This window comes from Dehalogenimonas sp. THU2 (genome assembly GCF_039749495.1).
In the GTDB taxonomy this organism is placed as follows: Bacteria; Chloroflexota; Dehalococcoidia; order Dehalococcoidales; family Dehalococcoidaceae; genus Dehalogenimonas.
On the sequence record NZ_JBDLLU010000003.1, the window covers coordinates 1 to 24,060 of the forward strand.

At 55.8% G+C, this 24,060-nt stretch carries 29 protein-coding genes; 15 read left to right on the plus strand and 14 right to left on the minus strand.

What is annotated here, in order from left to right; genetic code table 11:
• Positions 1-167: 167 nt before the first annotated feature.
• A complete protein-coding gene (locus ABFB09_RS01885) occupies positions 168-530 on the plus strand; it encodes a prepilin-type N-terminal cleavage/methylation domain-containing protein (protein WP_346999472.1) in 363 nt (120 codons plus the stop codon).
• Here ABFB09_RS01885 and ABFB09_RS01890 read toward each other — a convergent pair.
• Positions 527-1,831 (minus strand): glycosyltransferase family 39 protein, encoded by a 1,305-nt coding sequence (locus ABFB09_RS01890; protein ID WP_346999474.1) that lies wholly within the window; start codon positions 1,829-1,831, stop codon positions 527-529. The two genes, ABFB09_RS01885 and ABFB09_RS01890, sit on opposite strands and share 4 nt — an antisense overlap.
• Positions 1,832-2,008: 177 nt before the next feature.
• Here ABFB09_RS01890 and ABFB09_RS01895 point away from each other — a divergent pair, with 177 nt between their 5' ends.
• A complete protein-coding gene (locus ABFB09_RS01895) occupies positions 2,009-4,543 on the plus strand; it encodes a hypothetical protein (RefSeq protein WP_346999475.1) in 2,535 nt (844 codons plus the stop codon).
• Between the two features lie 148 nt (positions 4,544-4,691).
• The gene (locus tag ABFB09_RS01900; protein ID WP_346999476.1) at positions 4,692-5,417 is read left to right on the plus strand and encodes an acyltransferase; all 726 of its coding nucleotides are present in this window, start codon (positions 4,692-4,694) and stop codon (positions 5,415-5,417) included.
• Positions 5,418-5,703: 286 nt separating this feature from the next.
• Here the strand turns inward: ABFB09_RS01900 and ABFB09_RS01905 are convergent, their stop codons facing one another.
• Positions 5,704-5,844, minus strand: a complete 141-nt coding sequence (locus tag ABFB09_RS01905) for a hypothetical protein (protein WP_346999478.1) — start codon at positions 5,842-5,844, stop codon at positions 5,704-5,706.
• 115 nt (positions 5,845-5,959) lie between these two features.
• Between ABFB09_RS01905 and ABFB09_RS01910 the strand changes: the two genes are divergently transcribed.
• Complete coding sequence (locus ABFB09_RS01910; RefSeq protein ID WP_346999480.1) at positions 5,960-7,243, plus strand: glycosyltransferase family 87 protein; 1,284 nt, start codon at positions 5,960-5,962, stop codon at positions 7,241-7,243.
• Between the two features lie 56 nt (positions 7,244-7,299).
• Here the strand turns inward: ABFB09_RS01910 and ABFB09_RS01915 are convergent, their stop codons facing one another.
• Positions 7,300-7,593: a hypothetical protein gene (locus ABFB09_RS01915; protein WP_346999482.1), complete on the minus strand. Its 294-nt coding sequence runs from the start codon at positions 7,591-7,593 to the stop codon at positions 7,300-7,302.
• Positions 7,594-7,603: 10 nt separating this feature from the next.
• The gene (locus tag ABFB09_RS01920) at positions 7,604-7,888 is read right to left on the minus strand and encodes a hypothetical protein (RefSeq protein WP_346999484.1); all 285 of its coding nucleotides are present in this window, start codon (positions 7,886-7,888) and stop codon (positions 7,604-7,606) included.
• 330 nt (positions 7,889-8,218) lie between these two features.
• Between ABFB09_RS01920 and ABFB09_RS01925 the strand changes: the two genes are divergently transcribed.
• The gene (locus tag ABFB09_RS01925) at positions 8,219-8,590 is read left to right on the plus strand and encodes a hypothetical protein (protein ID WP_346999486.1); all 372 of its coding nucleotides are present in this window, start codon (positions 8,219-8,221) and stop codon (positions 8,588-8,590) included.
• Positions 8,591-8,595: 5 nt separating this feature from the next.
• Here the strand turns inward: ABFB09_RS01925 and ABFB09_RS01930 are convergent, their stop codons facing one another.
• Positions 8,596-8,754: a hypothetical protein gene (locus ABFB09_RS01930; protein ID WP_346999488.1), complete on the minus strand. Its 159-nt coding sequence runs from the start codon at positions 8,752-8,754 to the stop codon at positions 8,596-8,598.
• A 154-nt stretch (positions 8,755-8,908) separates the two neighbouring features.
• Here ABFB09_RS01930 and ABFB09_RS01935 point away from each other — a divergent pair, with 154 nt between their 5' ends.
• The gene (locus tag ABFB09_RS01935) at positions 8,909-9,235 is read left to right on the plus strand and encodes a type II secretion system protein (protein WP_346999490.1); all 327 of its coding nucleotides are present in this window, start codon (positions 8,909-8,911) and stop codon (positions 9,233-9,235) included.
• 81 nt (positions 9,236-9,316) lie between these two features.
• Here the strand turns inward: ABFB09_RS01935 and ABFB09_RS01940 are convergent, their stop codons facing one another.
• The gene (locus ABFB09_RS01940) at positions 9,317-9,460 is read right to left on the minus strand and encodes a hypothetical protein (protein ID WP_346999492.1); all 144 of its coding nucleotides are present in this window, start codon (positions 9,458-9,460) and stop codon (positions 9,317-9,319) included.
• A gap of 326 nt (positions 9,461-9,786) precedes the next feature.
• Here ABFB09_RS01940 and ABFB09_RS01945 point away from each other — a divergent pair, with 326 nt between their 5' ends.
• From ABFB09_RS01945 to ABFB09_RS01980, 8 genes are all read left to right on the plus strand, one after another.
• On the plus strand, positions 9,787-10,098 hold the full coding sequence (locus tag ABFB09_RS01945; protein WP_346999493.1) for a hypothetical protein: 312 nt from the start codon (positions 9,787-9,789) through the stop codon (positions 10,096-10,098).
• Positions 10,091-11,428: a phage portal protein gene (locus ABFB09_RS01950; protein ID WP_346999495.1), complete on the plus strand. Its 1,338-nt coding sequence runs from the start codon at positions 10,091-10,093 to the stop codon at positions 11,426-11,428. The genes ABFB09_RS01945 and ABFB09_RS01950 overlap by 8 nt, the downstream gene beginning before the upstream one ends.
• A 15-nt stretch (positions 11,429-11,443) precedes the next feature.
• Positions 11,444-11,845 carry a hypothetical protein gene (locus tag ABFB09_RS01955; RefSeq protein WP_346999499.1) on the plus strand — a complete coding sequence of 134 codons (402 nt, stop codon included), beginning with the start codon at positions 11,444-11,446 and terminating at the stop codon, positions 11,843-11,845.
• A 94-nt stretch (positions 11,846-11,939) separates the two neighbouring features.
• On the plus strand, positions 11,940-12,860 hold the full coding sequence (locus tag ABFB09_RS01960) for a major capsid protein (RefSeq protein WP_346999501.1): 921 nt from the start codon (positions 11,940-11,942) through the stop codon (positions 12,858-12,860).
• Positions 12,861-12,951: 91 nt separating this feature from the next.
• The gene (locus tag ABFB09_RS01965) at positions 12,952-13,584 is read left to right on the plus strand and encodes a hypothetical protein (RefSeq protein WP_346999502.1); all 633 of its coding nucleotides are present in this window, start codon (positions 12,952-12,954) and stop codon (positions 13,582-13,584) included.
• 49 nt (positions 13,585-13,633) lie between these two features.
• Positions 13,634-13,873, plus strand: a complete 240-nt coding sequence (locus ABFB09_RS01970; RefSeq protein WP_346999503.1) for a hypothetical protein — start codon at positions 13,634-13,636, stop codon at positions 13,871-13,873.
• Positions 13,870-15,609, plus strand: a complete 1,740-nt coding sequence (locus tag ABFB09_RS01975; protein WP_346999504.1) for a hypothetical protein — start codon at positions 13,870-13,872, stop codon at positions 15,607-15,609. The genes ABFB09_RS01970 and ABFB09_RS01975 overlap by 4 nt, the downstream gene beginning before the upstream one ends.
• A 168-nt stretch (positions 15,610-15,777) precedes the next feature.
• Positions 15,778-15,987 (plus strand): hypothetical protein, encoded by a 210-nt coding sequence (locus tag ABFB09_RS01980; protein WP_346999505.1) that lies wholly within the window; start codon positions 15,778-15,780, stop codon positions 15,985-15,987.
• Positions 15,988-15,990: 3 nt separating this feature from the next.
• On the opposite strand, the gene ABFB09_RS01985 is transcribed toward ABFB09_RS01980, so the two are convergent.
• The gene (locus ABFB09_RS01985; RefSeq protein WP_346999507.1) at positions 15,991-16,245 is read right to left on the minus strand and encodes an HNH endonuclease; all 255 of its coding nucleotides are present in this window, start codon (positions 16,243-16,245) and stop codon (positions 15,991-15,993) included.
• Positions 16,246-16,280: 35 nt separating this feature from the next.
• Here ABFB09_RS01985 and ABFB09_RS01990 point away from each other — a divergent pair, with 35 nt between their 5' ends.
• Positions 16,281-16,760 carry a hypothetical protein gene (locus ABFB09_RS01990; RefSeq protein WP_346999509.1) on the plus strand — a complete coding sequence of 160 codons (480 nt, stop codon included), beginning with the start codon at positions 16,281-16,283 and terminating at the stop codon, positions 16,758-16,760.
• Here ABFB09_RS01990 and ABFB09_RS01995 read toward each other — a convergent pair.
• From ABFB09_RS01995 to ABFB09_RS02025, 7 genes are all read right to left on the minus strand, one after another.
• A complete protein-coding gene (locus ABFB09_RS01995) occupies positions 16,727-17,248 on the minus strand; it encodes a hypothetical protein (RefSeq protein ID WP_346999510.1) in 522 nt (173 codons plus the stop codon). The genes ABFB09_RS01990 and ABFB09_RS01995 overlap by 34 nt on opposite strands.
• 10 nt (positions 17,249-17,258) lie before the next feature.
• Positions 17,259-18,956 (minus strand): proline--tRNA ligase, encoded by a 1,698-nt coding sequence (locus tag ABFB09_RS02000; protein WP_346999511.1) that lies wholly within the window; start codon positions 18,954-18,956, stop codon positions 17,259-17,261.
• A 13-nt stretch (positions 18,957-18,969) separates the two neighbouring features.
• Complete coding sequence (locus tag ABFB09_RS02005) at positions 18,970-19,527, minus strand: hypothetical protein (RefSeq protein ID WP_346999512.1); 558 nt, start codon at positions 19,525-19,527, stop codon at positions 18,970-18,972.
• 31 nt (positions 19,528-19,558) lie between these two features.
• Positions 19,559-20,605, minus strand: coding sequence for a flavodoxin-dependent (E)-4-hydroxy-3-methylbut-2-enyl-diphosphate synthase (ispG, locus tag ABFB09_RS02010; RefSeq protein ID WP_346999513.1), 1,047 nt, complete (start codon positions 20,603-20,605; stop codon positions 19,559-19,561).
• 52 nt (positions 20,606-20,657) lie between these two features.
• A complete protein-coding gene (locus ABFB09_RS02015; protein ID WP_346999515.1) occupies positions 20,658-21,704 on the minus strand; it encodes a M50 family metallopeptidase in 1,047 nt (348 codons plus the stop codon).
• Positions 21,705-22,832, minus strand: a complete 1,128-nt coding sequence (gene dxr / locus ABFB09_RS02020) for a 1-deoxy-D-xylulose-5-phosphate reductoisomerase (protein WP_346999516.1) — start codon at positions 22,830-22,832, stop codon at positions 21,705-21,707. It abuts the gene before it with no gap.
• 112 nt (positions 22,833-22,944) lie between these two features.
• Entirely contained in the window at positions 22,945-24,048 is a 1,104-nt protein-coding gene (locus tag ABFB09_RS02025) for an aminopeptidase (RefSeq protein WP_346999518.1), read from the minus strand.
• Positions 24,049-24,060: the final 12 nt, after the last annotated feature.

A 24,060-nucleotide genomic window follows, 5' to 3' on the forward strand; every position in this document is an offset into this window, starting at 1 on the left:
ACCCACTTGCATAAGCAATAATTGCTTTTCATGTCTAAAAAAGGCCCCCTTAAACGGGGGCCTTTTTTTGGTCCGCTACCCACTGGTCTTGACACAATGACATTGCCGGGTATAATAATCTGGAGTTGTAGTCGTGTTTTGGGAGCAAAACCCAGGGATATGTCGATATGAAAAAGATTGAAGAAACAAGGCAACGAGGTTTTACTTTATTAGAACTATTAGTGGTTTTTGCCATATTAGGTGTAATAGTTGCTGTGGCTATTCCTAATGTCCTTGGTTATATGGCTGAATCCAATCGTACCGCCGCCCTTGAAGAAGAGCATAACGTATTAGTCGCGGTTGGCGCTGCGATGAAAGAGGGCAACGGCACAATCGTCGGTGATTATGCTTCAAGCGGGAAGATACCGGCTAGTTCAAGCGCTCCTATCAATGACCCTGCCAGATATCTGGTCAACAGTTCAGAGTTTGAGTGGATAATTACAACGGGTGGCGTATTGACACCGGGCACCGGCAATCCGCTTAACGATTAACCATTACTATCATTTCCGTGGTCAATTGACATGGGTTGCGGCGTGTTGAGTTTATCCGGAGAAAATAAGTAGCGTATAAACACGTACAGCAAAACCCCGGCTGCCAATTTCCATGCATAAGGGATCGGTGCCAGGTAAACGAAAAAGCCGGTATGAACTATCAAAAACACGGTAACCGACCATTTTAACAGCCTCTTCAGAACGCTGGAGTTAAAAGCCGGATAGTTTTTGGTCAGGTCCCACAGAGATATCGCCACCGCCAGGCACAGAGCGCCTATCACCGGGTAGAGGTAAAAAACATAGCTTGTCCGGTCGGTGATCAGGCTTATCGGTATCCAGATCAGATAGGTGCCGGTAAACCACGCCAGGCAGAATATCGCGGCGTTGCTTCCCCTCCTGGCTTTTACTGCCATGTACGCCATAGAAGGTATGGCCACCAGCCAGATATTCGGGCTGAGCATCGCCAGATAGTGCGGGTCAGGCCAGTAAGTGATTATTTTCAGGTTCAGCAGCCACTCCCACGGCCTGCTCAGTAGTGTCGAGTCAATTTCAGCAAAGGTCGAGTAGCTGTTGAGTCGCAGCATCGTTATCGTCTCTTCTAACGGGTCGATGAATTTCCCCCAGATGATCCAGTCCAGCGCCGGCAGCATCACCATGTAGAACACCGGTATAAGGGCAATGGACAGACCGAACCTGAACCAGTTTTTTCTATTGGTCAGAAGCCAGTGCAGGCCGATCACCGGAATCGCCAGGACACCGGTGAACTTGGCAAGCATCGAAAGCGCGATCAATCCCCCGCTGACCATATATCTGCCTTTCAAGTACAACAGGAACGCCGCCAGGGCAAATGTGACGCTGAAAACGTCCAGCATCCCGATGCTGGATTGAACAAAGCTGAAATTCTCAAATGCCAGTAGGAAAGCGGCTATGAGGGCGAGCTGATCCGGCAGTTTCAATTCCTTGCAGATCAGGTAGATGAGGACTATGCCGGCAAGGCCGAACATGACCGGAAAGATGCGCCAGCCGAACGGATCATCCCCAAAGACCGTAATGCCTCCGGCAATTATCAATCGGCCCAATGGCGGGTGCTGTGGGATGAAGCTGCCGGTTCCCTCAGCTATAAACCTGGCGTCTTCAACATACCAGTGCTCATCGAAAACAAGATCCGGCGGGTTGCTTATGGTGGTCAGGTGAAGAAAAAAGGTCAAAGTGACCAACACGCTCAGCCAGAAATAGGGCCAGCGCCGGGCTTTGTCCAGGTAACACTTGAAATTACTAAGGTACTCTACCATTGTTTCCATGTCGGGGGTATTATGTTAAAGTTACCCCTATATCTGTCAAGGTGCGTTGCTCAAAGAGCGGATGATAGAAGCCTTTGTGTATGGCGGTTGGTAGAGCTAAAGTCCATCCAAAATTAGAAAAATCCAAGCTGAAGTACGTAATGACCCCATCATACATTTTGAGATTTCAGAGGTGGCGTGAAAAATAGTATATTCAGCTCCATCGAGAAACACCCCACGACGTTTGCTTTACTAATAGCGGGATCAATTGCGGCTTTAGTTTTTGGACCGCATCTTTTTGACCAGCTTGTGCCGATTGAAGGGGATGTTCGTGCGCATATTTTCAAGATTGCTCAGTATAATGAAGCGCTAACAAATGGTTCTTGGCCTGGTTGGACCCAATACTGGTACCAGGGGTTACCTTTGGGGCAGTATTATCCCCCAGGCTTTTATTTTTTAGGTGCGTTGATCGAAATTATCGTTGGGAGTTCGGTCGTAGCGTATAAATTACTGTTGTTTATAAGTCTGGTGACAAACGGTTTAGCATCCTATGTATTTGCGAAAAAAATATTAAAGTTTGATCAATTCACGAGTCTGATATGCATGGTCGCTTACCAGACATCCACCGCTCTCTTGATTAATTATTTGTATGGTGAAGGACCAAATCTACTCGGGTGGAGTCTGTGCCTATGGTTTATGATAATTATTTTCAACAAACTACTCGCCAACAGATTGACGTTTACAGATTCGCTTATACCTGGTTTAATGCTCGGCCTGACGATCCTTATTCACCCATTCCCGGTGGTTTTTGCGGCGCTGGCGGTGGGTGTTTATATGATCGTCAGTATATTTGGCGGCAAGATAAGACTGGCTGATTTCCCGCGTTTACTACGGTACCTGATTTATATCATGGCGATTTCCCTTTTAGTTGGCGCGCATTACTGGATACCAGCTGTCCTGACCTTTCATTTTGCAAGTCCGATATATGTTTACACAGTAGGTTTTTGGCCTGCCGGGGTCCCCTTCTTAGTATGGTTGATTTTGCTTGCGTTGGTATCTGGAGTCATATTCCGGAAGAGGCTGGCTGATGCGTTTTGGGTAAATGTATTAATCGGATTACTCTTGGTAAGTTTGGTTCTTGGTTTTGGTGGAACCCGTTTTATACCTGGAGATTTTGGGACTTTCCTCCATGAGTTTCGGTTTGCCACAATGATGGCGCCTCTGTTCTCAGTCTATCTTATCGGATTCGCTCTTAATCAACGTGAAACCGCCTATGGCCTCCATTTTACTAGATCAGACGGGTGGCTTTCACTTTTAGTCATTTTGCCGGTTTATGTGGTCGGTGGCCTGATAATTTTTTCCGCTTATTACCAAGAAGAAAATTTCTGGAAAGCTATTCTTAACACTTATTTGAGTTTAGTTATTATCATAGCGCCAACCTTCATCGTCATTCATTCGATTCTATCTTCCACCATTAAAAACACTGATTCTCCATTTCGAATGGATTTGAGGCTTGTCTTGGCCTTTTCTTTAATTTTGATCACAACTGTTTTGCCTGCCGCCAGCACATGGGAATCATCCGGCTTAACCCGAATATTTCAATATGTTGAAAATTACAGACAGAGCCAATATGAAGAAATCCTTGACCAAATAGATGAGGGACGATTAATAGTACCCCCTTATGCCGGATTTTTGGGAGAGGGTGATTCCTTTGTCACTTTTGGATGGCAGCAGGGCGTGGAAACAGTGAACGGACCGTACAATCAAGGAGACCCGAAATTTTTTTCACTGACAGTTCATTTGGAATGGGAAGAAAGATGGTTGAGTTTTCCGTATTCTTTGGAAAATTTAATGCAGGAAAGTGGTGCTAAATATCTGTTCGTGAGAGATTCTCATTCCTTGCTCAGCTTTGGTACCGCTGAAGTAATTGATCCCATACTTGATGATTCATATGGTATTTTATATGAGATTAATGAGAGCGTCGCAAGAGCTGTTCACGTTACGCCCATTCTGTTGGATGTAAATGATCCTCAAATGGTTACGGAGATCTTCAACATCATGCTTCCGGATGGGTACAGATATGTTTTCGTCGATAAGGCCGTAGTCAGTGACGATCTGCTGGAAGAGTTTGAATACGTTTTCGTGGATGATATAGACGAATTAGAGCAATATAGCAATCACACTAGAGTATTTCTAAATGATATTCCATATGAACAAGAATCATCTGTAACTGACTCAAATAATAATATGGTAATCAGTTTGCCGTTCACTCATATATATGAAACAAATTTTTACCTTGGTGATCAAGGTTATAGTAAAGGGTGGAATGATTTTGATTTTGATACGCCTTATTCCCAATTAGTAAGAATCTTTGATTATTTGGATGATATCGCCCTTGATGTAGAGAGTATACTTGATAGGTTAGAATATAGTCCCGCGCAATATCAATATTCGAACAATCAAATAGAAGTTCAATCAAATCCGGGTTTCACCCTTATTAAAGATTCCTATTTTCCGTATTGGCAAGGAGATAACCTTGTTAGCACCACCCAAGGGCTTATGCTGGTCAAATCTGATACCGGAAAAATCGAATTGACATATGACAAACCGTTGATAAACGGCATTGCAGGACTTATCACGGTGATATCCTTATTTGGGTTATCAATTGGACAAATTGTGGTGTCGTTACGTAGAAGGGCAGATCGTGTCAAACAAGCTTTATCGAAACCTTAAGTTGCAGTACTATCCGACGGTTCCTTCGGATTTGTTGCATTTGTGAAGAATATCGAGTTGGCTTATTGACATAGCTTTGAAACGGCATGTGTTAGAAACAAAAATACAATGAACTTAGAGAATGTGACCACAGGCCGGAGCAATAACCTTGATTCAATCAGGCTTGTGGCAGCCTTCTTCGTCGTTCGGACATTCATTTCCGTCTGGCAGTCCTGTATTCCCGTTCTATCCGGCAATGGGATTTTTGGGCGTTGTAATATTTTTTTTCATTAGCGGTTTTCTCATTACTCAAAGTTATGAACGATCAAATGATCCTCTCAGATTCTTGTGGGCGAGGATTTTAAGAATTGATCCTGCCCTTATAATGGTTGTTGTTGTCACCGTGTTTATTATCGGTCCGTTTGTGACAACATTATCTGTTTCAGAATATTTTTCCTCTGACGCTACATATAAATATTTGCTCAATGGATCTCTTATAGATTTTGTGAGGCATTTACCTGGAGTGTTTGAAGGGAATGATGTGAACATCCCTTTGTGGACACTGCAATACGAGTTTCTCTTTTATTTAGTGGTCTTGTGTGTCGGCATGCTAAATATGATCAAACACAAAAAGGCGGTTTTGGGAACCTTCCTCGTTTTTGTTGTTTTATCTTTTCTTAATATATTCCAGGATTTTGATAATTTGGATTCGTTTAGTTACGCAAGACTAATTTTTCTGTTTTTGTATTTCAGTGCTGGCATGACTGCTTACCTGTACCGGTCACATATAAACCTGTCAATTCCAATATTCGGATGTGCCGTCATTCTCTTGGTTGGTGCCTCTTTTATTGGCGGACTTCCGGATTATATTTGGGTATTTCCGATGGGGTATTGAGTTCTGTTCCTGGGTTACTACCCTGGCATCAAGATACCGTTGGCAAAATATGGGGATTTTTCTTATGGTGTTTATCTGTGGCATTGGCTTATTATTAGTCTGATATGGCATGCATACACTGAGATTAATCCATGGCTAGTATTGGTCGGCGCTGGGAGTTTTGCGTACTTGATGGCGGTTATCTCTTGGTTTGTTATTGAAAAACGCGCTTTAAGCTTAAAAAGCAAGGAGTTCAATATTCCAAGAATCGCATTTATTCGTTCGGATAAGTGATTATCTTGCCCGGTTATTGATTTATCTCCCGTTGCCGTTTTAAGTAGTTCAGTATCTCCTGCGCCACGCTGGCATGCCATTCTTCTTCCTTGGCTATTTCACGGAACTTGTCCTTGAAGCCTTCCGGTACCAGCCTGGTGGCCGCGGCGTGCATTTCGTGGCCCTCTTGTTTTTTGCATACTCCGGTCGTGCCTGATGCTTAGCATTTGGTGGCACCTCCGCAGGCGGCGGGGGATTGCTACGGATACGGGGGGATATGGCAGCCGGGCGTGGCAAAGTGTTACCATTGGGAGGTGAAAGACACCTCCTCTAACCAAACTTGCCTCCGCTGGCCGGTGGCGGCGGTGTTCATGGCGGTTCATATCTTCATTTTCACCGTCGGGTTTTCCATGGGCTTCTACGAAGATTACTCCTTCAACGCCTTCGGCATCCATTACATCTACGCCGATAACATTCTGAACGGGCAGTTGCCTTACCTGGATTTTCCTGTTGAATATCCGCCGCTGGGGCTGGTGTTCATGGTCATACCCCGGCTGTTTGCGGAGACGCTCTCCGGTTACACCGGTTGGTTCATTGCGGAGATGCTGCTGTTTGACCTGGCGGCGCTTTTGGTGCTGGGGGTTTTCTCCGCCCGGCTTAAGATCCCGCCTTGGAAGACGCTGGCGGTCTTCACCCTGCTGCTGTTAGCGGTGGGACCGATCATCACCGTGCGTTACGACATGGTGGCGGCGTTATTGTCGCTCGGGGCGGTTTACGCCTTCGCCCGGGGCCGCTACACGCTGGCCTGGGTGGCGCTGGGGCTGGGGGTGATGACCAAGCTCTACCCGGTGATTCTGGTACCGCTGTTTTTGATCTGGCATTTCCACGGCGGGCAGTACCGGCGGATGTTCAAAGGCGGCGCGGTGTTTGCCGCGACTGTTTTGGCGTCGGCCGCGGTGCCGCTGTTGATCGACCCCGGCGGGTTTATCGATTCTTTCGCCTATCACGCCGCGCGACCGCTCCAGCTTGAGAGCCTGTATGCCTCGATTCTGCTGATGGCGGAATCGCAGGGATGGGTGACGGCAGCGCAGGAACTCAGCTTCGGCTCGATCAATCTGATTTCCCCGGAGGCGGATTTTTTCGCCTCCGCGTCGATGTGGTTTATGGCGGCCGGTCTGGGGGTGATCTACCTGGCCTGGGAACGTTTAGCCATGAAAGAGGCCTTGAACCGGGAACTGGCGCCGGGCTACGCGCTGGCGGCTTTTTCAGCGGCGGCGGTGACCGTGTTTTTAGTGTTCAACAAGGTGCTGTCGCCGCAGTTCATCATCTGGCTGTACCCGATGATTCCCCTGATGTGGCGTAACGGCCCGCTGCCGGTGGCCATGTTCGCGGCGGTGGGTTTCATGACCGCCTATATCTATCCGCTGCACTACGATGACCTCCAGCTCGGTGATGGCGCCGCCCGGTGGGTACTCCTGGGCCGGAACGTGTTGCTATTGGTGATGGCACCGCTCTTGTTGAGATGTGTGTGGCGGGGTGGGAAATGCGTGGATTTTACGAAGACCGGGGGGTGAGGGGATCGTAGGGGCGAAACACCGTATCGCCCATGGGAAGGTGGGGGTGGCTCAGCTTACGGGTGCGGTGTTATAGCGACAATCGTGATGCAGTCTTTAGCCGGACCGTAGAACCAGAATACGCGGTATGCCGCCGCCGTCCGCTGTTCCGCATAGGCTTCGAAGACTTTCTCGCCGCCGGGACCTCTAAGACTGGAGAATTCATGTGTTTGCAGGCTGTTGTGCCGGGGGTCGCCTGCCAGAAGCTGGAGTGTTTTCCTGACAGCTTTATAACGTTTCAGGAGGGAAGGGCTGGACTTCAGCGTCTGGTAGGTATCATGGGCTTCCGGCGTCCAGTACAGATCAAACAATGGTCCGGCCTTACAGCGTGCTGGTATCGATTTTGGTGAGTTTACCGGCAGCCGCGTCTGCCAGACCGCGGCGTACCGCGGCGATGGCCTCAGGATTGGCGTACAGCCAGGCTTCCGAGGCCGGAACGGTGACCTGAGGGTCGAGGACTATCTGTCCCAGCCGGTTGGTATAGACATGATAGGTGACATCCGGCAGCACATCCACCTTTTTCAAAACGACACGGTGTTTGGCGTCGGGCTTGACACCGGCGGCTACCCGTTTGAAATCCGGATCCCTGATAATTTTAGTGGTCATGGAGATATTGTAACACGGGTGGGAAACAGTAACAAGTGGGAAGCGCCCACTGGGGCGAATAATACCAATACTACCAATATTACCAAATCAAAATACTACCAATAGGGTACGAGTTACTAGGTGATAGTTACTAGTGGTGGGTTTGGAATCTTTGGTATTTGGTCATTGGAATTTGTTTAGGATTTGGTGCTTGAGATTTGGAATTTGGGCAGTGGGGGGGATGAGGGGTAAATTACGTACTCAAAATCCGAAAAATTACGTATAAATGTCCATTGGCAACCGGTGGTAGAACGGTATAATGAAGATTGTATACCGATGTACGATACGGCGATGATGGACAAATTTGGTTTGAAGGAAATCTACAAAGCGCGGGAGCGGGGTTTTACCCTGCTGGAGCTGCTGTTATTGTTTGCCCTGTTCGCTTTTTTGGCGGGGGCGGGCATCACCGCCACCGTCAACGGCATCGGCAAAGGGGACAGGGAAGCCAGGGTTACTGAGTTGAACGTCGTCATGGCGGCGGTGAGAGAAGCACGGGGGGATGACGCCGGTATCTTGCGGGCGGTGGTGGAATACGAAGACAGGGTCATTATCGCCAACGGTTCCATGCCGGTCAACGACCCGGCCCGCTATCTGTCTGAAACCACCAGGTACAAGTACACCATAATGTCGGACGGCACGGTCGAGCAGGGAAGCAAGGGGTAGGAAAATTAGTCGTCTATGATCTCGTTCAACCCATCGACAAGCTGATCCATCTGCTCGGGGGAAATCCATCGAGCCAGATCTTCAGCGATACCTTCTTCCGCCATCGCCTGCTCTTCCGCGACATCTGCCTTGGCGCACTCCAGCGCTAAACGCGAACGTTGCATTTGTTCCGTTGTTCCTCGATCTTCCGCCTCTGGTGTTACTGTAAATCATATCGGGAAGGGGTGTCAACGGAGCGGGGATTATTGAACGGTTTGTCAATGTATTAAGAAACGTGCTAAACTAAAGTACTATATCCTAATCAACGAGGTACGTGTAATGCCCGTTTTCTTCAAGCGCTTGAACTCCGGTCAGAAGGGTTTTACTCTCATCGAACTCCTGGTCGTCGTGGCTATTTTGGGCACCGTTTCCGCCGTAGCCATGCCCAATGTGTTGGGGTTCATCGGTGAGGGTAAGGTCGAGGCTGCCATGGCGGAGCGGCATAATCTCCAGATCGCCATCACCGCTTATTATTTTAACGAGCGTGAAATGCCGGATGACATAACTGAGGTCAGTGCCTATCTCATCAATACCCCGCAGTTCGCCTGGACCATCGAGGATGGCGCCATCGCCCCGGGCACCGGCAATCCGCTCGCCGGCGCCTGATATTCCGGTAATCTAAAAGCTTGAATTAAAAAACCCCCGCCAGGGGGTTTTTTTGTTGTCACCAGAACGACGGCTTACAGGTCAGTGGGATATCATGAAGGCCAGTGAGGCGAAGGTGATCACCAGGAAGGCAAAGCCGACGATGTTGAACTCCATGTAGAAGGCGGCGAACCCAGCCACCAGGGTGAAGGCGGGGGCGACGTTTCGGATTCGTTTAATTCGCATCGGGCGATTATAAGCCATGATATGTTCCGCTGGCAACGATAACGGAAATTTATCTTCCCAAAAATATTTTCAAAACCCGCCAAAATCCTCTTGACAAAATTTATAGAACACCATTACTATACTTACACGGCCTGAACAGACGGGTTGACGGGCGGTGCGGCGGCGGATGCGGCCGGTGGTTTTAATCCCCAGGTTTCGATAATGCCTTCAGCTTTGGCTGTGGCAGAGAACATACGTGCGGTAATAAATTGCGAGCATAGCCAAGATAGATTCGCCGGGGGCGCGGGAGAAACCCGCCCCGCTCGCGGCGGGAATGATGAGCGAGAATGGAAGAAGAACTATCCCCGGATCCGGACGAGGCGCCCCGTTACAACCAGTACCCCGACACCGGCTGTGAGCTGGCCGGAGCCTGCCTCAACTGTCCTTACCCTCTGTGCCATTACGACGATCCCGCCCTGGCCCGCCGCCTCCGCAATATCATCATGGGCAAGCGGCTGCTGTACCAGTTGAAACGGGGGCGGACGCTGGTCGAGGCGGCCGCGGCTAAAGGCTTGACGCTCAGGACGGCGGAGCGGCGGGTGGCGGAGTACCGTGAGGCGAAAGAAAAACAACGGGGAGTGGAGTTTGACGATGTCTGATACCTTCCAGATCGATTCGACCGGCGACCGGCGCAGGCGCTACCGGGAGATGCTGGATTTCTACCGGGGACGCCAGCAATCCGGCCGGAACCGGGAGGCCACCCGGCTCACTCTCAACTACGCCGCTGCTGTGGTGGACAAGGCTACCGCCTACCTGATGAACGGCTTGTCGGTCAAAGCCGTCGCCGCTAACGACGATGAGAGATCGATAGCGGCGGCCAAACGGGCCCAGGCGCTCCTCGACCGTGCTTACGGCGCAAGCCGCCTGGAGCTGCTGGACTACGAGACGGAGATCGACGTCGCGGTGCTGGGGGACGGCTGCTACCGGCTGGGCTGGGACGCCGCCGCCGGAACGGTACGGGTGACCGCGCCGGACGTAGCCGGCATCGACGTCGATTACGCCCTGGACGGATTGACGGCGGAACGGGTGACGACGGCTTACACCCTGGACGCCGGGGCGGCGGCCCGGGCATGGGGCGCGGCGGAATCCCACGTCGTAGGGGCGACCGGCCGGTCGCCCTCCCGGAGCCCCAGTTCGACGGGCAAAGAAGTCGAAGTCGTCGAGGCCTGGACGTCGGAGGCGTTCGAAATCTCCTGCGGTGGCGTAGTGGTAACGGCGGGGGAGAACCCTTACGGCTTTATCCCCTTCATCGTCTTCCCCAATCTGTCGCGGCCGAAAACCACCTGGGGCGCCTCCGACCTGGAGAACCTCATCGAAGTGCAGCGGGAACTGAACCGCGCGGCCGGCCAGCTTTCCCGCATCCTGGAACTATCCGGCAACCCCATCGCCGTGCTGGAGAACGTCCAGTCATCGACGGACATCGCCGTGGCGCCGGGAGCGGTGTGGCACCTGCCGGAAGACACGCGGGCGTATCTGCTGGACCTGCTCCAGGGAGGAGGAGCGCAGCTTCACGTCAACTACATCGACCTGCTGTTCCGGGTGCTGCATGACCTGGGCGAGATGCCGCGGGCGGCCTTCGGCGGAGCGGGACGGGACATCTCCGGCGTGGCGCTGGAACTGGAACTTCAGCCGCTTTTGCACCGCGTCTGGCGTAAACGGCTCATCCGCACCGGCGTCTACCGGCGGCGGGCGGAGATGATCCTGGAGATGTCCGCCAGGTTCCTCGACGAGAACTTCGACGGCTGCCGCATCGAGGTGAACTGGTCGCCGGTGCTGCCCCGCGACACCGCGGCCATGGCGGCGGTGGAAAAAACGCTGGTAGAAACCGGCATCCACTCCCGGCGCCGGGCCATGGATGCTATGGGCGTCGATGATCCGGAGCGGGAATTCCGGGACTGGCTGGACGAAAGAATGGCTTTACAACAATAAAAAAGGAGGAAAACCATGGAACCAACAGAAAACGGAATCGTTTCACTCGATTCCGCGACAGCAAACGAATCACAGACAGAGGCCGAAACCCCGGTGTCACCCAGCGATGCCATCGACCGCCTGACGCAAACCCTGGCCGACCGCGAGGCCGTGATCATCCAACTGAACGCCAGCCTCGACGAGGCGGTGGCCGCCTACCGCGCTTCCGCCGCGGCGCGGAACCCCGCCATACCGGCGGAAATCATCACCGGCGATACCGTCGCCGCCGTCGACGAATCGGTTAAAAAAGCCCGCGCCCTGGTGGAGCAGGTCAAGGCCGCGCTGAAAACCGCCCCGCCCCCCGTGATCGCCGCCCGCCGCGGCGCGACCGGAACGATGACCGTGGAGGAGAAGATCAGGCGGGGGCTGGGGTTTTAGACCCGGGGGAATTGTTTCAATTGTTTTCACCCCTGAAATCAATTCCTAAAAATTTCCTAGCCAAACCAAAGAAAACTGAAGGAGAAAATAGAATATGGCCATCACCCTGACCGAAGCATCCAAACTATCCAATGACCTGCTGCTGCAAGGCGTCGTCGAGACGATGATCAAGGACTCGCCGGTGCTGAACCGGATGCCGTTCATCGAGATCACCGGCAACGGCCTGACCTATAACCAGGAGAAAACACTCCCGGACATCGCCTTTTACGACGTCGGCGAGGACTGGGCGGAAAGCACGCCGACCTTCGAGCAGAAAACGGCTCACCTCAAGATCATGGGCGGCGACGCGGACCTGGACAATTTCCTGAAGACCACCCGCTCGGACCACCAGGATCTCCAGGCCGCCATCATCCAGCAGAAGGCCAAGGCGCTCAAGGACAAGTTCGAGGACATCTTCATCTACGGCAACGCGGCAGTCAACGCTAAGGAATTCGACGGCCTGCGGGCGCTTCTCGGGACCGAAACCGGCGGCAGCCAGGTCATCGCCGCTGGAACGAACGGCGCGACCCTGACCCTCGACGCGCTCGACCAACTGATCGACGCCGTCAAGGGCGGCAAACCGGACATGCTGATGATGAGCCGCCGCACCCGGCGCAAGGTATCCACCCTCATCCGGGCTTCCGGCGGCGTGCTGGAAACCGACCGCGACGCCTACGGCAACTTCATCCAGTTCTGGAACGGCGTCGCCATCGGCGTCAACGACTGGATCAAGGACACTCACGTGGTAGCCGGCGGCGTGGAAGCGGCCGTCACCGGCGGCGACTGCTCCACTGTCTTCGCCGTCCAGTTTGGCGAGGGCGCCCTGTCCGGCCTGTCCAGCCCCGGCTTGATCCAGGTCAAGCACATGGGCTCCCTGGAAGGCAAGGACGCCGTCCGCACCCGCATCAAGTGGTACTGCTCTTTAGCCCTGTTTTCATCGGTGAAAGCCGCCGCGCTTATCGGGGTCAAAGACTGACGCCCCCGGCTATTTGTAGTATTTGCCATTGGTAGTATTGGTAGTATTTGTCATTTGTAGTATTTGTAGTATTTCCCCATGAGGAGCCACCATGAACATATCATCGATACGCGCCCTGGTCCGCAAAGACCTCCGCGACACCAACTCCGCCACCTACCGCTGGCCGGACGAGGTACTGGACCGCCATATCTCCCGCGCCGTCGCCGAATATTCGGCGGCGGCCCCGCGTGAAATGACCATGACCTTCACCACCACCCACGGCAACCGTGACATCGATCTAACCCCGATCATCGACCGCGTCTGTGTCATGGCCGCGGAGTACCCTGCCGGTGAGAACCCCCGCCGCTTCCGCCGCTACTCCATCTGGGCGCACCGCCTGACGCTGGAGGGCGACCCGGCGCCGGACGGCTCTGACCTGACCGTCTATTACGGCGCTCTGCACACTCTCGATGCCGGAACATCGACGCTGCCGGCCGGACATTACGACCTCATCGCCACCGGCGCGGCCGCCTACGCCGCCATCGAGTGGGCCGCCTTCGCCGTCAACCGGGTCAACAGCGGCGCGGACGCCGCGGGCGGCTACTTCCGCTGGGGCAAAGAGCGCCTGTCCCTCTTCCGCGACGAATTGCGGCGTTTATCGCAAAGAAGCAGCCTGCGGGTGAGCCGTTTATACGTGGCGCCCGAATCCCCGCCCGAACCCGCCTTCTTCGACGATGCCTGTTGATCAGAACACAAAATCAACCACAAATATCCAAATTCAAAAAGGAGCATCAATGAACCCCTACAAACAACTCTGGTCCCGCCTAGGCGGCCGCCCCTGGACCTACATCATCCGCGACCTGTGGCACCGCTTTGAATGGCTGTGGCTCATCGGGCTGCTGCTTATCGGCTACTTCATGGGCTGCAACGGCTACGAGGACATGCTCGGCTGCATGATCACCTTCAACCTGGGCTACGTAGCCGGGCATGTCTTCTGGGGCACGCCGTACGTGCCGGGGCAGAAGGGGGAATGATGCGGCCCATTTCGACGACACTGCTCGACGCCCAGCGCTCGGACTCCCGCGCGCCTTACGTCAAAGCCGGCGTCAAACGCCGGTTCCCCGTCTGGCAATCGGTCTATACAGGCACCGAGTCCGACGCGCCCCACGCCGCCGCATTCGCCGCCGACGGCTCGATGATCCGCGCCCGCCTCACCCCGCCCGCCGATTCCCGCAAACTCTACCGGCAGCGGACGGCGGCCCCGGGCATCGGCGCCGATTTCAGCCAGTGGGTCTATACCGGCGAATCGGACGCGGTCAATGTCGCCGTCGCCGCTTATGGTTCCGCGGTCTCGATAGTCTGGATCAAGAGCGACCGCGGCATCCGGCGCATGGTCAGCGGCGATAACGGCCTCACCTGGAGCGCGCCGGAACTCATAGATTACACCCCGACCACCGCCATCAACGGCCTGGCGGCGGCGTACGAACCAACCGGCAACCTGGCCGTCTTCTTCGCCGACCAGGCGACGCTGTATGTGAAAAGGTGCATCGATGGTGCATGGCAGACTCGTACGGTCTGGAACAAAACAACCAGTGCGCTCACCGGAGTCGCTTGCGTCTATGACGGCGATTACAACCTGATGCTGACCGGCCGGGCGGTGAACGGGGATTATCGTCTATGGTCGCTGGTTTACGGCGGGGATGGAAGCTGGGGAAACCTGATCGAGATCGCCGCCTCGCCGTCCGGGGAGCCGTATGAGTTCCGCCAGGCTTTCCTCGACCGGACGGACGTTTACCGCTGTTCATACGTCGAAAAATACACCGGCACCGAGCCGTCCAGCCGCGTTTACCTGAATTCGACGGTGCCCGGGGCGGGGTTCGGGGAGGGGTTGTGGACGGAACCGCAGCCTTTCGATGCGTTCGGGGAATACGGCCTGGCACTGATTCACGGCGACGACGCGATGTGGCTGGCCTCGGCTGTTTCGCTTTGGCGGGCGGCCACGGATACCGCTGAAGTCGATATCACCGCTGATATCAAGGCGGCCACCCTCGAACTCGAAGCTTTCGACGGCAAACTGACCCTCCGCCTGGACAACGCCGAAGGCAGGTATAACGAATCACTGATCGAGGCCGGCGACGAAGTCGCGCTCAGTCCCGGTTATATCACCGAATCTGGCATCGAGGTCAGCGGCGGGCTGGGCTTCACCGTCACTGAAACCAGCCGCCGCGGCGCGCCGGGAGAATCCATCTTCACCGTCGAAGCCGCCGATGGCTGGACAGCGATCAGGGATTGGCAAGCCCGGAGCCAGTTGCGTTGGAACGGGACTCTTTCCATCAAGGATATCCTCGCCTGGCTGCTGGGGCGGGTGGGACTGCGGCTGGAAACCGTATCGGCATCTGAGATCATTACAACTCTGTACCCGGACTTCTCGATCAATCCCGGTGGGGATGGGATGGGGGCGGTCAAACGCCTCCTGTCCGAGGTGCCGGACAAACTGTTCATCGAGGGCGGGACAGCCTGTTTGGTCAACCCGCTGCCCGATGACGCGCCAGTTTACGCGTACGGCACAGATCACGTGATCTTTGCCGCAAACCTCGTCGAATCAGGTGAAAGCGAGATCACCACCCCGCCAAACTGCGGTCAGCAACTCCACGACATCGTCGAGATCGCAAACCTCGATACCACGCGCTACCGGATCACCGCCATAAAGCTGGATTACCAGCCGGACAAAGGCAAACACGAGATGAAACTACGCTTCAAAGGTGCGTGAGGTCGATACTTCTCCCTTTGGAGAAAGGGAGACTAAGAGGGATTTTCTCTTCCCTGCCTCACCAAACCGCCAAGAACCCGCCACAAAACTCCCCCTCTGTCATCCTTGAGCGCAGCGAAGGATCCCGATGCCTACCGTGGGAACTACTAAGTGAATAGGGAAATAACAATGGACATAAAACAAGCCATCTTAAAAACTTTCGACGCCGGCAGCCATACCGCCACCATCCGGCTGTCAGGCTCTGCGCACGCCTACCTGGAAGGCGTGACGGTGGACCACAACATTCCTGTCGCAGAGATGGTTCCCGGCCGCAAGCTCGCTGTCATCTTCTTCGACAGGTACCGGGTGAGTGAGGCGGTGGTGGTGGCGTCCTGGTGAGGGTCAGATATCCGCTTTCGGTGCGGCGGATCTTGCCTCCGCGTTCCGATGACATCGCAGGCAGAGCATCTGGCAGTTGTGGATGTCGTCTGAACCATCCGGGTCGATGGGGTAGTAGTGAGCCTCGTGATAATGCCAGATGAAGACCATACAGCGGCCTTTAGGGTGTTCCGGACAACCCGCGACGCACTGGCACTGGAGACCGGCGTTCTGATAGGTGCGGAGTTTGACCGCGTCGGAGAAGTATATTTCGGACATCGATCAACTCTCTGACATGATTATAGAGAGTTATAATGACAAGTCAAGACAATTTTTCCGGAAGTATGATTGACACCGCGGCGGGGCGCTCCTACAATGGCGGCATGGAAGAACAAGAAGCAACAACGGGCCAGGGCAAACCGGTTCTCGTCGCCGCGCTGATCTGCGACGTGGCGGTGAAAGAGCCGACCAGCGGCAAGATATCCCTCATCGGTATTTTCGACCGGGTTCATGTGAAGGAGTTTCCGTCCAAGCGCCCGGTTTCGATGTACGCCAAACTCACCGAGGCCGAAGGCAAATACGATTTTCAGGTCAGGTACGTCTATTCCAATACCGGTGAGAAACTGGCCGAGGCCAAGGGTAATTTCACCTCACAAGACAAGCTGGCGACGGTGGAGCTGAACCTCCAGTTCCCCCCGTTGCCCCTCCCCGGCGAAGGCCGCTACGACTTCCAGATCTGGGTCAACGGCCAGTTCCTGGGTCAAACCTTCATCGACGCGGCGGGGATGGGGTGAGGCGGGGTCTCAGAGTTTAGCCCAAAACTCTTCAATCCCTTTTCTTTCATCATCTGTTGTATATGACCGATATGTGATTGAGTCTCCGCGGTCTGTTTGGCGAGCATCTCAGAAAACTCTTTATCAGCAGATTTGAATATCGTGAAACAATCTTTTTCGATCAGGCTGTTCTCAAGATACAGGGCGGTGGTCAGCGCCTGTTTTTCAGTCAGGTTCTGACTTTTAGCGGCGGTAATCTCTTTGGACATGTAGGTTTTGAAGGTAGCGATCGCCGCGGGTGAAAATCGGTCAGCCAGAGCGATGGATTTATCATCGACGGCTTTCAGAGTGTTTCGTAGCCATGAAGCATGTTGCTGTTCCTCGTTGGCCAGGTGATGCCAGAAATCAGCAAGACCCTGCAGGCGCTGCGCGTAAAGCAGATACAGATCGCTTATCAGGTTTTCGTTCTGGGCTAATAATTCTATTACATCGGCCGGATTCGTTTTCATGGTGTGCTCCTTAAGCCACCGCCGTCTTAACCGCCTCAACCGCATCATCGACCGCCACCAACCCGAACGCCTTCTCGCTGCGTTTCTTGAGTTCCACCCCGCCCTTATCGAGCGACCGCGGGCTGATGGTGATCCTGAGCGGCATACCCAGCAGGTCAGCATCGTTGAATTTCACCCCGGGTGACTCCTGCCGGTCGTCGAAGAGCACTTCGATACCGGCGGCCTTCAGGTCGTCGTAGAGCTTTTCGGCTTTCTCCCTGACCGGCGAGTTCTCCAGTCCCAGGCCGCACAGGTGCACCTGGTAGGGGGCGATGGGCATCGGCCAGATGATGCCCTTGTCGTCGTGGTTCTGTTCGATAGCGGCCGCCAGCAACCGGCCGACGCCGATGCCGTAGCAGCCCATAACGCAGGGTTTCTGGTTGCCTTCCGCGTCGGTATAGACAGCGCCGAAGGTCTCCGCGAGGAAGGTGCCCAGCTTGAAGACGTGGCCGACCTCGATGCCGCGGGTGGACTGAAGCGTGCCGCCGCAGCGGGCGCAGCCGGCGCCGACGGCGGCGGAGGCGATATCGGCGGTCTTGTAGGCGTTGAAATCCCGCCCGAAGACGATGTTCCTCATGTGGCGGCCGGCGACATTGGCCCCGCCGACATAGTTGATGCCGGAGACGACCGAATCATCGGTGACCACCCTGCTCTTGAAGCCGACTGGAGAGGCAGAACCGGCCACCACACCGGCGCCGGAGACTTCCTCCGCGGTAGCCAGGCGCAGGTCGGCGGCCTTCAGGAGGTTTTTAAGTTTGATCTCGTTGACCTCCAGGTCCCCCCGAATGACGGCGATGACGAATTCTTTATCGGCGATGTAGAAAACGCACTTTAACATTTGCGATGGCGCCAGTCCCAGGAAAGCGGCCACATCCTCGATGGATTCTTTGCCCGGCGTGGCGACCTCTTCGGGCGCCAGCGCTTCCTGAGCTTCGACGGTGCCCTTGTTGAAGACCGCTTTCTCGAGGTTGGCGGAATAGCCGCACTCAGAGTTGGAGCAGAAGATGACCTCGTCCTCGCCGGATTCGGCCAGCACCATGAACTCATGCGACGCCTTACCGCCGATAGCGCCGGAATCCGCCTCGATGGCCATAGCCTTGAGGCCGCAGCGGCGGTAGATGTTCTTGTAGGCTTGCACCATCTTCTGGTAGCTGACTTCCAGCCCGGCGTCATCAGCGTCGAAGGAGTACATGTCCTTCATGATGAACTCGCGGACGCGGATGAGGCCGCCGCGGGGGCGGGGTTCGTCGCGCAGCTTGGTCTGGATCTGGTACAGGCGCTGGGGCAGGTCGCGGTAGGACTGGATGTAATGGGCGGCCAGGTCGGTGACCACTTCCTCATGGGTGGGTCCCAGGGCGAGCGTCCTTTCCTTGCGGTCATTCAACCGGAACAGGTTGTCCCCGAAGGCGGCGCCGCGCCCGGACTTCTCCCACAGCTCGATCGGCTGGAGCACCGGCATGGCGATCTCCTGGCAGCCGGCGGCGTCCATCTCATCACGGATGATGTCCATGATCTTGCGGGCGCTGCGCCAGGCCAGCGGCATGTAGGAATAAACGCCGGCGGTAAGCTGGTTGATCATGCCGGCGCGCAGGAGCAGCCGGTGGGAAACCGTTTCCGCCTCGCCTGGGATCTCGCGCTGGGTCTTGCCGAAGAGCAGGGAAAATCTCATCAAATACCTCTGTTTATTTTAAGCGGATTTCTTCCATGGTCCGGGGTTTCAAGTCCGGCTGTTGCAGGTGGGATACCAGTTCCACCCGTTCCTCACCCCAGCTGAACCAGATGGGCACGCCGCGGACCTTGAAGTGGGCCAGCGAGCGGCGGGTGAAATCCTCGAAATGATCGCAATAGAAGCCGCGGCGCTCGGTTTCCTGCCTTAGGTAGGGCAGCAGCCGGTACCAGCAGCGGATGGCGGTGGGTCCGCCCAGCGTCTCGATGGCCAGGTTTTCATTGATCTCCCGGTTGCGGGTGACGGCGCCCAGCAGGTTGAACCAGTCCACCAGGTGGTCGATGCGCACCCGCTGGTAGTCGGCCAGGGTGCTCCACTGTTCCGCCTTGACGCCGTAGATGCTGCGGATGACGGCCTTGAACTCGTCGCTGCGGAAATCCCGGAAGAGGTCGATAGCCAGCTTGGCGTCGTCGCGGCGCCGAAATTGCAGGTATTTACTGACGGCGAAAAAGAACCCGATGGTGAAGACGATGACGGTGACGGCGGTTGCCGCCTGCCAGAATGCGCTGTCCATGATTTCCCTCCGAACTGTTGGCGGCTATATTTTAGAAGTTTTCGACTTCATTTAAAAGCGCGGTGAAGAAATCATTTTCAACGACCACTCTCAGCTTCTCGCCCCGGCGGAATAAAATGCCCTGTCCTTTGCCGCAGGCGATGCCGACATCCGCGTCCCGGGCCTCACCCGGACCGTTGACGGCGCAGCCCATGACCGCTACCCTGATGGGCTTGTCGATCGATTCCAGCGCCGCGGCGACTCTCTCCGCCAAAGCGACGACGTTCACCTCGGTGCGAGAACAGGAAGGGCAGCTTATCAGCACCGGGCCCTTTTGCCGCAGGTTGAGGCTTTTCAGTATCTCGTAACCGGCGCGGACCTCTTCGACGGGATTGGCGGACAGCGAGACGCGGATGGTGTCGCCGATGCCCTCGGCAAGTAAAGCTCCGATGCCCACCGCCGATCGGATGATGCCGGTGCGCGGCGTGCCGGCTTCGGTCATGCCCAGGTGGAGGGGGTAATCGACCATACCCGCGATCATGCGGTAGGCGGCGACCGTCTCCGGCACGTCGAAGGCCTTGAGGGAAATCTTGATCAGGTCGAAGTCCAGGCTTTCCAGCAGTCTCACCTGAGACATCGCCGAATCGGCCATCCTCTTGTGGAGCGGTTTGTCAGGCTCGAATTCTGGCGGGAGGGAGCCCCCGTTGACGCCGATGCGGATAGGGACCTGTCTAGCTTTGGCAGCGAGCGCGACCTGTTTTACCCTGTCGGTTTCGCCGATGTTGCCGGGGTTGATTCTGAGTCCATCGACGCCGGCATCGATGGAGGTTAAAGCCAATCGGTAATCGAAGTGTATGTCGGCGATGACCGGGATAGGGCTCTGACGCTTGATCGAGCGCAGCGCCTCGGCCGCTTCGGCGTCCGGCACCCCGCAACGGATGATCTCGCAGCCGGCCGCAGCCAGTTCCTTGATCTGCGCCACCGTAGCTGCGACGTCGCGGGTGTCGGTCTTGGTCATCGATTGGACGGTTACGCGCGCGCCGCCGCCGACCTGAGTTCCGCCAACGTTGATGACCCTGCTTTTATGACGTTCAATCATACTTAGGCTGGTCTCTTATTTCGGATTTCGACATTCGTGCTTCGGATTTCGTTTATCCTCCCCCCACGATCCTCATTATATCGTTGAAGGTCACCATGACGATAAGGGTAATCAGGATGGCGAAGCCGATGAAATGGATCTTGCCCTCGGTCTGGGGATCGATGCGCTTGCCACGGCGCGCCCATTCGACAACGACGAAGGCGATGCGTCCGCCGTCCAGCGCCGGTATCGGCAGGATGTTGAGGATGGCCAGATTGAGAGACAACAGGGCGGTAAACTCCATGAGTGGTGACAATCCGGCGCGGGCTACCTCTCCGGTGAGCTGAGCGATGCCCACCGGTCCGGCGACGCCGCCCTCGGCGGTACCGGTGATGAGACTCAGGATGCTGTTCTTGAACAGCACCAGCGTATCCAAGCTCTCGCTGAAACCCAGGCCGACGGCGCTGAAGAAAGGCTCGGATTCTTCCGTGATAACCACATCCTCGGTTCTGGTCTGCAGGCCGACCGCGCCCTGGCCTTCCGGAGGTTCCCAGCGCGGGGTAACGGTAACCGTGGTGGTGGTGCCGTCGGCGCGCAGGACTTCCATCTCTGCCGGCTGGCCGAGGTTTAAAAAGATGACGCGTCCCAACTCGGCGTTATTGGTTAGAGCACGTCCGTCGAAACTTACGATGATATCACCCGCCACTACGCCCGCCTCTGCAGCGGGGGAGTTCGGGGCGACTTCGATGACCGTGACGGTGCCGGTGGCCACATCGTGGGGCACCATGAAGGCGCCGGTGAAGAGGATGATCGGCAGTAGCGCGTTGATGACGGCGCCGGAGGCTAGCACGATGATGCGCTTGGCGTGGCTCTTGGAGGCCAGCGAGTTTTTAACATCCGGATCTTCCTCACCGGCCAGCTTGACGAAGCCGCCCAGCGGCAAAGCGTTAACGGAATACTCGGTGTCACCGCGTTTTACGGCGAAGAGCCGCGGCGGGTAACCGATGCCGAATTCATTGACCTTGATCCCGAAGGCCTTGGCGGTGAAGAAGTGCCCGGCCTCATGGGCCAGCACCAGCACCCCCAATACCAGCATAAAAGCTAATAATGTGAATAACAACTAAAGACTCCTTGCCAGTTCCGAAACTTTTTGCCGCGCCCAGGTTTCAGCGGCTGCTATACTATCTAACGACGGGCTGCCCGTAGAGTTATGTTCTTCCAGCGCCCGGCCGACCAGCCGGGCGATATCGCCGAACCTGATGCGGCCGCCAAGAAAAAGGTTGACAGCTTCTTCATCCGCGGTGGACAGCACGGCGGGATAGGTGCCGTCCTTTCTGCCGGCCTCGATGGCCAGCTTCAGGCAGGGGAAACGCCCGTAATCCGGCGCCGAGAAATCCAGCCGGCCGATTTTAGTCCAGTCGGCGCGGGGGAGGTCGGGGTTGTCCCAGCGGTCGGGGTAGGAGATGGCATACTGTATCGGCAGTCTCATGTCCGGCGGCGAAAGCTGTGCCTTGACCGCGCCGTCGCCGAATTCCACCATGGAGTGGACGATGGACTGAGGGTGGATGACCACTTCGATGCGGTCATAATCTATGCCGTAAAGCCGGTGCGCCTCGATGACCTCCAGCCCCTTGTTCATTAGGGTGGCGGAATCGATGGTTACTTTTTTCCCCATCTTCCAGGACGGGTGGGCCAGCGCCTGCTCCGGCGTGACGGACTCGAGCTGATCGATGGAATAATTGCGGAACGGGCCACCGGAAGCGGTGAGGATAAGCTTCTCCGGTGCGCTTGGTTCGCCAATGAGGCATTGCCAGATGGCGGAATGCTCAGAATCCACTGGCCGGATCTGCGCGCCGTGCTTTTTGGCTTCCGCCAGGAGGATGGCGCCGGCGGCGACCAGACATTCCTTGTTAGCCAGGGCGATGATCTTTCCCGCTCGCGCTGCCGCCAGGGTGGGGGCCAGTCCCGCGCCGCCCGGCAGGGCTACGACGACGATGTCGATATCCGGGTGTAACGCCATCTGCTCCGGCGGCAGACATACCGCGTCACCACAAACAAGCTGACGATCGGCGCAGGAAACGAAACGCGGTTTGAACTCCTCCGCCTGTTTGCGCACCAGGGCGATATTCTCTCCGGCGGCCAGGGCGACCACGCTCAAGCGCTCCGGGTGGCGGCGCGCCACGTCCAGCGTCTGCTGTCCGATGCTGCCGGTGGAGCCCAGCACGGCGAGGTGAATAGGAGATGTCATTACATAATAATAGCGTAAAAAGGGCGTTACAGGCTAGTGTTGGCAGTTAACCCATAACGCCCTTTGATCGACGATTGAATGTTTTAACCACAGCATGAGGATTGAGCGGGTGTCAGATAACGAACTTTCCGTCCTTGTAGAACAGTTCCCCGTCCACCCGGATCTCTCCACCCTGTCGCAGGTCGCAGACCATGTCCCAATGGATGGCACTCTCGTTCTTCGCCCCGGTCTCCGGTATGCCGGCGCCGAGGGCCATATGGAAGCTGCCGCCGATCTTCTCGTCGAAGAGGATTTCCCGGGTGAAGGCCGTAATGCCCTCGTTGGTGCCGATGGCCAGTTCGCCCAGGTATCGGGCCCCGGCGTCGGTGTTGAGTATCTGGTTCAGGTAATCTTCGTTCTTCTCGGCCGTCGCCCTGACCGCCCGTCCTTTCTCGAACCACAACCGGACGCCGGTGACCTCATGGCCGCCGTGGATGGCCGGGTAGGAGAAGTACACATGGCCTTCCGCCGAGTCTTCTATTGGCCCGGTGAAGACCTCACCGTCCGGCATGTTTTTCTTGCCGTCACAGTTTTCCCAGGTGCGTCCCTTTATGTTGAAATGGATATCGGTGTCCGGTGCGGTTATGTGCACCGTCTCCTTGCCGGCCAACCAGTCGATGATCCGCTGTTGTTTAGCGGAGAAATTCTTCCAGTAACCCACCGGGTCGTTAAGGTCCGGCATGCAGGCACCGAAGAGGAAGTTGGCGTATTCGTCCAGGCTCATGTCGGCGTCCTGGGCCATGGCGTTGGTGGGGTAGGGCGCGATAGTCCAGCGAAACTCCCCTAAGGCCGATCTCCGCATCATCGTTTTCATCAGGTGGCGGCGGGCGGCGGAGTACAGCGTCATCTTTTGTGGATCGACGCGGGATAGGAAGCGGGTATTCTCCTCGGCGAGCACCGAGATGCGGACATCGTACTCTTCGGTGATATGCGCCAGCGGCTGGTGGACGTACTCTATCTGCTCTTTGCTGCCTTGGCGGAACAGCAACTCCAGTGTTTGTTGTGGTGGGGACATGACGATGGGAAAACCGCCGGCCTTGAGAGTTGCCAAAAACAGGGCGTCGGTGAGGGGCCGGGCGATGTCGGGGGAAAAGATAGCCACCCGGTCGCTGGGGCGCACCTCGACAGAATAATTAACCAGTAGGTCAGCCAGTTTGCCGATACGGGGGTCATGCATGGACGTAACTCT